Genomic DNA, 9,630 nt, shown 5'->3' on the forward strand with positions numbered 1-9,630 from the left:
GAGAGTGCCTTCGATGAGCTGGAGGCGGAGTACAATCGCCTCAGGAGCGAGGATGAGCTTGCCGAAAAAGTTACACTGGTTCAGCGCCACTAGCGTTCTGCTACTGCTGAGTGGCTGTGCCCGCATTGCCACGAACACTGAGGTGAAGGCCGATGGTTCCTTTGTGCGTACCGTGGTCTACCGGGGCAGTGCGCCCAGCACCGATGGTTTCACGATGGGGCCGTCGCTGGATGACCTGATCGCCCCGCCCCGAACGCCTGGCTGGAAAGTGACTCGCGAGAAAGACCCCAAGAGCGAGAGCGACCTGATCGTGACGGCCACCCGTGCCTTCGCCGCCGGGGAGACGCTCTCCGACGACCTCGCGCTCAAGTCGCCGCCCAAGAAAGACGCGCCCCAGGGGACACTCCCCACCCCGACCCTGGGCAACACGCTCTCGGTGCGCACCCTCCCCAACGGCACTCTGGAGTACCGCGAGGTGATCCGCTGGCGTGGTGCCAAACCCACCGAATTGGCCACCCCCGAGCCTGAGATGCTCGCCCTGCTCGCCGCCACGGTTCCCGCGCTCGATAAAGCGGCGCAGGCCACGATGGCTACTCGTCTTCATCTGCGGCTCTGGCAGGCACTCTTTGGCCCTGGTGAGCCGCTTCTGGGCCTGCTGATCACCCACCCGGAGCTGGGAGAGTTCAAGCTCAAGAAGCACCTCGCCCTTGCAGTGGATGCGGAGCTGAAGGCCGCTCTGGGTGAGAAACTTACCGATTCCGAGCGGCGCATGGCCACGCAGAAAGTTATCGTCGCCCTCACGCAGAGTGTCAAGGACAAGACCAAAAAACAGGTCGACGCAGGCCCCTCGGGCGATAAAAACGACGATGCCCTGGTGGCGATACTCATCAAGGCCAAGCTCCCCGGCAAGCTCCTCCAGACCAACGGCGAGGAAGACCCCGCCACCGGCGAGGTCGTCTGGGGCCTCTTCTCCCAAGCCCCCGCCGCCGGAGATGTGGTGCTCACCGCTATCTGCGATCCCAAAAACTGATGTATTTCCGTTATACTGAGGGCAGGAGGGATTTGTTATGTTTTTACCAGCCATTGTTTTTCTGGTTCAGGATGCCATTGACCCACGCGCCGAGGCGCTGCTCGCAGCCAATGAGAAGGCGCTGGCAGGCCTGAACTCGTTCAAGGCCGAGGGCGAGATCACGACGCAGAGTGCGGCGCAGACGCGCCGAACGGTCTCGCAGGTGCTGGCGGGACGGCCCGGCTTTCTGCGCTACGAGCTCTGGATGCTAGATGCGGAGGGGAAAAAGAGCGAGCAGCCGACCTCTCTGGTGCTCAGCGACGGCAAACAGTACGTACGCCAGAGTGGGAAGACCTACACCGCCCTGGCGGCGAATCCTGCGACGATGAGCCTTGGCGTGGAGCCCTGGGATGGGTTTTTCAGTGAGAAGCGCACGCTTAAGGCGCAGTTCACTTCGCACAAAGAGCGCAAGGCCCTAGAGGAGCTAAAGCTCGCGGACTCCGAGACGATTGACGGTGAGAAGTGCGCGGGAATGAGCTATCGCTACTCCGTGATGCTGGGAACCAATAAGATCCAGTACACCGGGACGCTCTACTTTGGGCAGGATGGGCTGGCACGGCGGAAGGTGCAGAGCATCCAAGTTGGTGAGGGGGCTAAGACAACCACGACGGCGACGATTCACAAGATCGAGAAAAATGTTGACCTGCCCGTCATTACAGCCTTCGCCTACACGCCCGCACCTGGCATAACGCCCTTCAAGGCCGCAACGCCCGCACCTGCCGCACCACGCCCGCCGCTGCTGGCCGTGGGAACTCCCGCGCCGGACTTTACGGTCTATGCGCTCGATGGTAAGCCCGTGAAGCTCTCAGACTTTAAAGGCAAGATCGTCGTGATGGACTTCTGGGCGACCTGGTGTGGGCCGTGCATGGTGACAATGCCCCATATCGAGAAGACCTGGCAGAAGCTCAAGGGCCGGAGCGATATCGTGGTGCTGGGGGTCTGTGTCTGGGATACGAAGGAAAAATACGCGGAGTGGGTGCCCAAGAACCAGGAGAAGTTCACCTTCCCGTTGGTCTTCGATCCCTTAGGGCGCGCGCCCGAAAACGTTGCGAAGGGGCTCTACAAGGTCAGCGGAATCCCCACCACGTATATCATTGACAAAGAGGGCAATATTGCTGCCAGCTTTGTGGGCTCCAAAGCCATCCCCGAAGGTGTCGAGCCCGCGCTGAAGAAGCTCGGTATTCCGATGGACTAGAGGGCACACGTAGACTAGAGTGTGCGCAGCACGGCCTGCCGCCAGGTTTCCCGGCGATAGGCTCGCTCGCCCTCGGTGAACTGCGGGGTGAAGACACGCTCTGCACGCCAGGGAGCCGTGTCGCCAAAGAAATCTGCGGCCTGTCCCGCCATGAGCGCCGCACCAAACGCCGTAATCTCGGTCTCCGCGGGGCGCTCCACGGGGATTCCCAGCAAATCGGCCTGGAGCTGCATCAGAAAGTTATTACGGGACGCGCCACCGTCCACGCGCAGTGTTTGAATCCCGCTCATCGCCTCCAGCAGATCCGCATTTTGCTGCGCGATTGCCTCCAATGTGGCGTAGACCAGGTGCGCTTTGGTCGTGCCACGGGTGAGGCCGCAGATCAGCCCCCGTGCCTCGGGGTTCCAGTAGGGAGCGCCCAGTCCTGTGAACGCGGGCACGAAGACAACGCCGCCGCTATCGGGCACGGAGCGGGCGAGCGCCTCGGTCTCGGTGGCACTTTCAATCAGCCCGAGCCCATCGCGAAGCCACTGCACAGCGGCCCCTGCGACAAAGACCGCGCCCTCAATGGCGTAGGTAAGCTCCCCGTTTTTCTCCCAAGCCACGGTCTGCAAGATGCCACCACCAGGCGGCGATAGCGGGACTAGCCCGGCATTCTTCAGCAGAAAACAGCCCGTGCCGTAGGTGCACTTTGCCATACCCGGTTCGGTGCACTGCTGGCCGTAGAGCGCCGCTTGCTGGTCCCCGAGAATCCCGCAGATCGGGATGGCATCCCAGTGTCCAAAGACGCTCCCCGATGGCTGAATTGTGGGCAGGGAAGCTCGTGCCACTCCAAACAGCCCGAGGAGTTCTTCGTCCCAATCATTGGTATATAGATTGTAGAGCAGCGTTCGTGAGGCGTTGCTGGGGTCGGTGGCGAAGCTCTTGCCGTGCGTTAGTTTCCAGAGCAACCAGGTGTCAATCGTACCAAAGACGGCGTTCTCGATGGGAATGCGTTGGCTCAGCCACTGAATCTTGGTGCCCGAGAAGTACGGATCGAGCAGTAGTCCTGTCTTGGCCCGAATCAGTGCCTCATGCCCCGCGTCTTTTAACTGCTGGCAACGCTCCCCGGTGCGGCGGCACTGCCAGACAATCGCGGGTGCCAGCGGCTCGCCGGTGTGTTTGTCCCACGCCACGACTGTCTCACGCTGGTTGGTGATGCCGATTGCTTGGATATTTTGCTTCCCTACCTGCGCCACCACCGAGTCCAGCGTCGCCTTCTGCGCCCGCCAGATTTCCTCGGGATCGTGCTCCACCCAGCCCGGCTGCGGGTAGTGCTGCGTCAACTCCTGCTGCGCCAGCGCCACACAGCGCCCCGACGCATCAAAAGCCAGTGTCCGGCACGATGTCGTACCGCTATCAATTGCTAGGATCATGGAAGCATGTCCGCAACGGCGACGGAGGGAGAGTGGCCGAGCGGCGTGACGGAGTCGGTTTCTGCCAGAGTACGGAGCTCGCCGTAGCCTTCGTCGGTGGGCGCGCGGTGGACGATAAGCGTTCTTGCGTTGAGGTTGACGATCCAGTACTCAGGAACTCCGGCGTGGGCGTAGAGCGCGGCCTTGGTAGTGCGGTCGTAGCTGAGCGTGGAGTCGGAGACTTCCACAACCAGGGAGCACTCCGAGGCTGAGGGATTGTCCGTGTAGGTGCGGCGGTGCTGCTTTAATACCGCAAGATCGGGCTCGGGCGAGGTGCTGTCGTTGATGTAGATAGGCGCGGAGTGCTGGACAAAGCCTCGGCCAAAAAGCGTCGTCAGAGTGTCGTAGCCGTTATCGTTTGCGGCAGAGTGGGGCTGGTTCTGGGGCATTTTCGCAATGAGATCTCCGTCAATGAGTTCGTAGTCGTGGGACGTGATGAGGCTGGCATCGAGCATGAGCTTGACGTGCGCCTGAGTGAGCCGGAGCCGGGGACGTTGCATCTGTGTCGCCATACTCAGATTTTACCGTAAAATGTCCCCATGAACCGAAAACAAGATGCGATGTTGCGCCGTCGCTGGATCTATGTGGCGCAGAACCTTCAGGTCAATGAGAACGTGCCCAAAGCGGCATTTTAGCTGCGCATTGCGACGAGGCGATATAACAGAAGTCAGGAGAACTAAGGGAAATGCCACAGACGATTGAGGAGCGCGTGACGCTTCTGGAGCGAGAGATGCAAAAATTACGCCGACCGCAAACCGTGGTGGATTCGGGCATGGATACAGGTAATAACCGATGGGTCAATACTATCTTTGGTGCCTTCAAAGATGATCCCCTCTTTGAGGAAGCGGTGAAAGCAGGCGAGGAGTACCGTAAGGCGCAAGTGCCCGACTACATGAAAGATGATAGCAGTGCCGATGTACCTGCTTGATACGGATCACATCACGCTTCTTGCACGCAGTGGTGCTGAAGGGGAGCGTATCCGGCAGCGTGTTCTTGCTGCACCGGAAGGTGAAGTCTGCGTGAGCGTTGTTAGCTACGAGGAGCAGATGCGTGGTTGGCTTGCTCAGCTTAATCGCGTCAGTGCCATGGATCAGCAAGCCATCTACTACGCAAGGTTGGAGGAGGTACTGCATTTCTACAGTACCACGCCGCTGGTTTCTTTTGATAGTCTGGTGGTCAATCTGTTCCAGACGCTCTGGGTTCAGCGTATCCGAATCGGGACAATGGACTTGAAGATCGCCGCCACCGCACTGGCGCACAACGCAACGCTGCTCACCCGCAACACACAAGATTTCTCTAAAGTGCCTGGTCTGTTGGTAAAGGACTGGAGCGCCGAATAGCCCTATGGAAAAGGCCATCTTCACTGCTCCAGTAACCCTCGCGGAGTACAAAGCGCAGCTACAAGCCATTCCTGGCGGGAGCTTTGAGCAGAAAGGCTTCACGGTAACACTCTCGCCGTTTCAGATGGGGCGTACGCCGGTAACCGTGGGCATGTGGCAGGAGTATGCGAAGGCGAAGCTCAAGAGAAAGATGCCAGAACGGCCTGATTTCCCCGTCTGGAAAGATGGCTGGGACGCGGTACGGGATCATCCGATTGTGAGCGTGAGCTGGGACGAATGTAGAGCCTATGCGGACTGGGCGGAGCTACTGCTGCCAACCGAGGCGCAGTGGGAGTACGCGGCGCGGGGTGGCTTAAAAGATAAGAAGTATCCGTGGGGCGATGAGGAGCCCAAGGAGCAGCTCTGGTGGACACCGACGAGCGGAGATGAGGGCACGGCTCCGGTAGAGCGCACTAATGATGTGTTCGTGAACGGCTATGGCCTGGTGGATATGGCGGGAAACGTGTGGCAGTGGTGCACCGACTGGTTTGGCGAGTACGCTAAACATGCCACGACTAACCCGATCGGTGCTACACAGGGTGACTACATGGCCTTACGAGGTGGTTCCTGGCAATATGATTACACAAGCATCTTCCGTTGCGCAGACCGGAACTTTGACGAGCCCTTCCGTGGGCATTTCCTCTGGGGATTTCGCCTTTCCTCTCCGTAGCCATCTCCCCAGGATGCTCGTGCCTCGTTGGGAAAAGGGAAGCCGTCTCAGAGGCAGAAAGATAGCCATAAACCATCAAAAAATTTGTACCTGTCGCAAATCCCGTGGTGAGAATGCAAGAATGCGTCGTGAGAATACGAGGAATTTTCAACCACTCGGAAACCCGTCACGAGATTTGCGACAGAAGGAAAAATTTGTGGGTGTAATTGTCATTGATGATAATTGCATAAAAATTTTTGTGGGGCAAGTTAAAATATTTGTGGGCCTAAGTCTCAAGATTGATAAATTTATAGAAAAGTTTGTGGATAACACAAGAAATCTTGTGGGACACATGGGAAATTTTGTGGACTCAATTTTTATGCAAAAAATGCTCGTTATTTCAAAGGTGAGATAAAATAGGCGTGGGCTGGATAGGCTCGTAACTCTCGATTAGACTGGAGAAAAAACGACGATGGCACTGGCAACAACAGACTACCTTCCCTTAGCGGAGAAGTTCCTTCAGCACTGGAGTGATGCGGAGAATGCGCTCGGGAAGGCACTGGTGCTGGAAGACGGGACGACGCAAGATATGCTGCAATCCCTCAAAGACGCGCTGAGTAGTGCTCAGGGCACCATCACCACGTCTGAGAACGACCGGCAGGGAGCCATTGGGCAGCGCGATAGTGCCCGTGCCGAGGCGCTTCCTATCGCGCGGCAGGTGCGCAAGGGGATCCTAGGGGTTGTTCCAAGCTCCGACGAAGCCCGGCAGCTCCCGGCAACGCTTCCCTCCCTAACCGAGGATGTCCAGAAACAGCTCGTGGCCCTGCGCGACATAGAGAATGTCTGGACGCGGGTCAATGCCCTGCCTGCGGGGAGCTACCCCTCGCTCACTCTCCCCTTCACCGTGCTCGTGGACCTCGGCGGCACGGAGGATCTGGTCACCCTCACACGCTACAGTGCCGCTGTCCAAGCCCTGAGCGCCGCCGCCACGACCCTCAAGACTGCCGAGCAAGCGCTAAATCAGGCAAAGCAGAACCGCAAAAAGAGTGTCGAAGACCTTCAGAAAGTCTTTCTCGCCTACCGTAAGCGTATCCGGGGTACCTTCCCCCGCACCAGCGCCCTCTACAGAAGCCTGCCGTAGGGTTTTCCCTCCCTCCCCCCTGCCCCCCTCCCTCCCGATAACGGGAGGGAGGGGGAGATTTAAAGAGGGGGCTGGGTGCGTTTCCCCCTCCCTGACCCGGGGGAGGGGAAACAAAGGAAACCCACCTCTTTCTGTCGAACACCAACCCCATGAGCAAAGTATATAAACTTGGTGTGGCCAAGCTGGTACACGATCATGTCTGGGGCGAGCTGAGCCACTGGGCCGCGACGGGGCGTGTGGAGATTGTGGCAGTCGGCGAGGCGAGTGAGCGCCTGCGGGTGCGGTTTGCCGAGAAGTTCCCGGCGGCCCGTCTTTATGAGTCCTGGGAAGCGATGCTGGCGGGTGAAGCGGAGCTGGATATTGTCCAGATCGCCGCCGAGAACTCCGCGCATGCCGAGATTACGGAAGCGGCGGCGGCGAAGGGCTGCCATGTGATCTCCGAGAAGCCGATGGCGGCCACGCTGGCCCAGGCGAATCGGATGGTGGCTGCGTGCGAAAAAGCGGGGGTACAGCTCATGGTGAACTGGCCCACGGCGTGGTCGCCCGCGTTTCAGGAGCTGGAGCGGCTGATTCTCACCGGTGCAATCGGCGAGCTGCGCTACTTCAAGTACCGCTCGGCACACAACGGCCCCAAGGAGATCGGCTGCGATGAGAGCTTCTGGAGCTGGCTCTACGACGAGGAGAAAAATGGGGGCGGGGCGTTCATGGACTACTGCTGCTACGGCGCGGCAATGATGGCGCGCTTCCTGGGGCTCCCCGAGAAAGTGATCGGCATGCGCGGCATTCTCGCCAAGGACTACCCGATCCCCGATGACAACGCCCTGATTGATGCCTGGTACAAAGGCGCACACTGTGTTGCGGAGGCGAGCTGGACCCAGGTCACGGGCTATGTTACTGGCAACCCCTACGCCTATGGCTCCGAGGGCGCGCTGTGTCTGCAAGGCGGAAAAGTGCACTTGATGAAGCCGGGCAAGCCGCTGGAGATTCTGGAGCCGCCACCACTGGAAGCACCGTACCGCGCTGCACCGGAGTATCTTCTCCACTGCATTGAGACGGGCGAGGCGCTGGCCGGGGTCTGTAGCGCCAAAGTTTCTCGCGATGCCCAGGAGATTCTGGAAGCGGGCAAGCGTGCCGCAGACAGCGGACAGGTGCAGGTACTCCCTCTTTGATTCAGAAACTCGAAGACAATCTCAGCAGTGTGATTCGGGGCAAGAACGAAGCGATCCGGCTGGTGGTGATCGCGCTTCTCGCAGGAGGGCACGTGCTCCTGGAGGATGTTCCCGGCACGGGTAAGACGACTCTTGCCAAGGCGCTCGCTCGCTCGATTGAGGGCACGTTTCGGCGGATTCAGTTTACGCCCGATCTGCTTCCCGCCGATATCACAGGCTCCAGCTTCTACCGCCCCGCCGAGGGGATTTTCGAGTTCCGCGAGGGGCCCGTCTTTGCGCACATCCTGCTGGCCGATGAGATCAACCGGACATCGCCGCGTACACAATCCGCACTGCTGGAGGTGATGAGCGAGGGACAGGTAACCGTGGAGGGGGTTCGGCGCTTGCTGCCGCAGCCCTTCTTTGTGATCGCGACCCAGAACCCCGTGGAGTACCACGGCACCTACCCGCTCCCTGAGGCGCAGCTCGATCGGTTTGCCATTCAGCTCGCACTAGGCTATCCAACCCACGACGATGAGCTGGCGATTCTCTTTTCCCAGAACGACGGCCACCCGTTGGAGCAGCTCCAGCCGGTACTGACCACGGACGATGTTAAAAACTTGCAGACCGCGGTGCGCCGCGTCCGGGTGGATCAAGCGGTCGCCCAGTACTTATTGCGTCTGGTGGAAGAAATTCGCAAGGACGCGCGGCTCCGGCTAGGACTCTCTCCCCGTGCCTCACTGACCCTCTACCGAACGGCGCAGGCCCGCGCCCTCACTGAGGGGCGAGACTTCACGCTTCCTGAGGACATCCGCGCCCTCGCCGTGCCCGTGCTCGCCCACCGCATCCAGCTCGACACGAAAGCTAAGTACAGCGGCCTGCTTCCCGCACAGATCATCGAGCAGGCGCTGGCGAGTGTGGCTGTACCTCGGTAACCACATCCTCAGGCTCCCAGCCGAGTATCTCGCGTGCGGGGGCCAAGCTTAGGCGCTCGAAGTTGGTTTTAGAAGTGGCGTGGACAATCGCGTAGCCGATGTTCTCCGCCGTGACGCAGCGAGCGAGGAAGCTTGCGGCATCTTTGGGCGAGAGCCAGATGGAGTTCGCTCTGCCGCTGGCTAGATGCTCGTGCTCGTAGTCGAGAAACCAGCCAATGCGCACGGCGATAAACTCCAGCCCGTGCTTGTCGTGGTAGTAGCGCCCCATCGTCTCGCCCATCGCTTTAGTAACACCATAAAGGCTCACCGAGCGCGGCAGATCGGTGGCCTGAACCGAGTGCTCGTGGGGGTAGTAGCTCACCGCCTGCACCGTCGACGCAAAGACAACCCGCTTCACGCCTGCCGCCCGCGCTGCCTCAAAGACATTGTAGAGCCCGACCACATTGTTGGGAACCAGCTCCTCCACAAACGGTGCCTCATCGCTCGTTGCCGCGAGGTGCACCACGGTGTCGCAACCCTGCATCGCCGCCGTGAGTGTCTCGATGCTCGAAAGATCCGCGACAATGGTCTCCGGCTCGCTGGGAATGGGATTTCTGTCGAGAATTTTAAGCTCGAACTGCCCATGGAACGTGGGCAGGATATGCGGCCCGATGCGCCCGC

11 protein-coding genes are annotated in these 9,630 nt (G+C 59.8%); 8 read left to right on the forward strand and 3 right to left on the reverse strand.

Annotated elements, in window-relative coordinates:
* Positions 1–58: 58 nt before the first annotated feature.
* Entirely contained in the window at positions 59–1,030 is a 972-nt protein-coding gene (locus tag ACH2EH_RS18905; RefSeq protein WP_395144072.1) for a hypothetical protein, read from the forward strand.
* A gap of 37 nt (positions 1,031–1,067) precedes the next feature.
* Positions 1,068–2,264, forward strand: coding sequence for a redoxin domain-containing protein (locus ACH2EH_RS18910; protein WP_395144073.1), 1,197 nt, complete (start codon positions 1,068–1,070; stop codon positions 2,262–2,264).
* Positions 2,265–2,278: 14 nt separating this feature from the next.
* Here the strand turns inward: ACH2EH_RS18910 and glpK are convergent, their stop codons facing one another.
* Entirely contained in the window at positions 2,279–3,679 is a 1,401-nt protein-coding gene (gene glpK, locus ACH2EH_RS18915; RefSeq protein ID WP_395144075.1) for a glycerol kinase GlpK, read from the reverse strand.
* Positions 3,676–4,230, reverse strand: a complete 555-nt coding sequence (locus ACH2EH_RS18920) for a Uma2 family endonuclease (RefSeq protein WP_395144077.1) — start codon at positions 4,228–4,230, stop codon at positions 3,676–3,678. The genes glpK and ACH2EH_RS18920 overlap by 4 nt, the downstream gene beginning before the upstream one ends.
* Positions 4,231–4,403: 173 nt before the next feature.
* On the opposite strand from ACH2EH_RS18920, the gene ACH2EH_RS18925 reads away from it, so the two are divergent.
* The 6 genes from ACH2EH_RS18925 (at position 4,404) to ACH2EH_RS18950 (ending at position 8,970) form a co-directional block, all read left to right on the forward strand.
* Positions 4,404–4,646: a hypothetical protein gene (locus ACH2EH_RS18925; protein ID WP_395144079.1), complete on the forward strand. Its 243-nt coding sequence runs from the start codon at positions 4,404–4,406 to the stop codon at positions 4,644–4,646.
* On the forward strand, positions 4,618–5,058 hold the full coding sequence (locus ACH2EH_RS18930) for a type II toxin-antitoxin system VapC family toxin (RefSeq protein WP_395144082.1): 441 nt from the start codon (positions 4,618–4,620) through the stop codon (positions 5,056–5,058). Before ACH2EH_RS18925 ends, ACH2EH_RS18930 begins: the two co-directional genes overlap by 29 nt.
* Positions 5,059–5,062: 4 nt before the next feature.
* Positions 5,063–5,767, forward strand: coding sequence for a formylglycine-generating enzyme family protein (locus tag ACH2EH_RS18935; RefSeq protein WP_395144084.1), 705 nt, complete (start codon positions 5,063–5,065; stop codon positions 5,765–5,767).
* Positions 5,768–6,218: 451 nt separating this feature from the next.
* Positions 6,219–6,887, forward strand: a complete 669-nt coding sequence (locus tag ACH2EH_RS18940) for a hypothetical protein (protein WP_395144086.1) — start codon at positions 6,219–6,221, stop codon at positions 6,885–6,887.
* A 149-nt stretch (positions 6,888–7,036) separates the two neighbouring features.
* Positions 7,037–8,056, forward strand: coding sequence for a Gfo/Idh/MocA family protein (locus ACH2EH_RS18945; RefSeq protein WP_395144088.1), 1,020 nt, complete (start codon positions 7,037–7,039; stop codon positions 8,054–8,056).
* Positions 8,053–8,970, forward strand: a complete 918-nt coding sequence (locus tag ACH2EH_RS18950) for an AAA family ATPase (RefSeq protein WP_395144091.1) — start codon at positions 8,053–8,055, stop codon at positions 8,968–8,970. The genes ACH2EH_RS18945 and ACH2EH_RS18950 overlap by 4 nt, the downstream gene beginning before the upstream one ends.
* Here ACH2EH_RS18950 and ACH2EH_RS18955 read toward each other — a convergent pair.
* Positions 8,930–9,630 (reverse strand): NAD-dependent epimerase/dehydratase family protein (locus ACH2EH_RS18955; RefSeq protein WP_395144093.1); only part of this gene is annotated, 701 nt, incomplete at its 5' end. The genes ACH2EH_RS18950 and ACH2EH_RS18955 overlap by 41 nt on opposite strands.

Source organism: Armatimonas sp. (assembly GCF_043760365.1).
Lineage (GTDB): Bacteria > Armatimonadota > Armatimonadia > Armatimonadales > Armatimonadaceae > Armatimonas.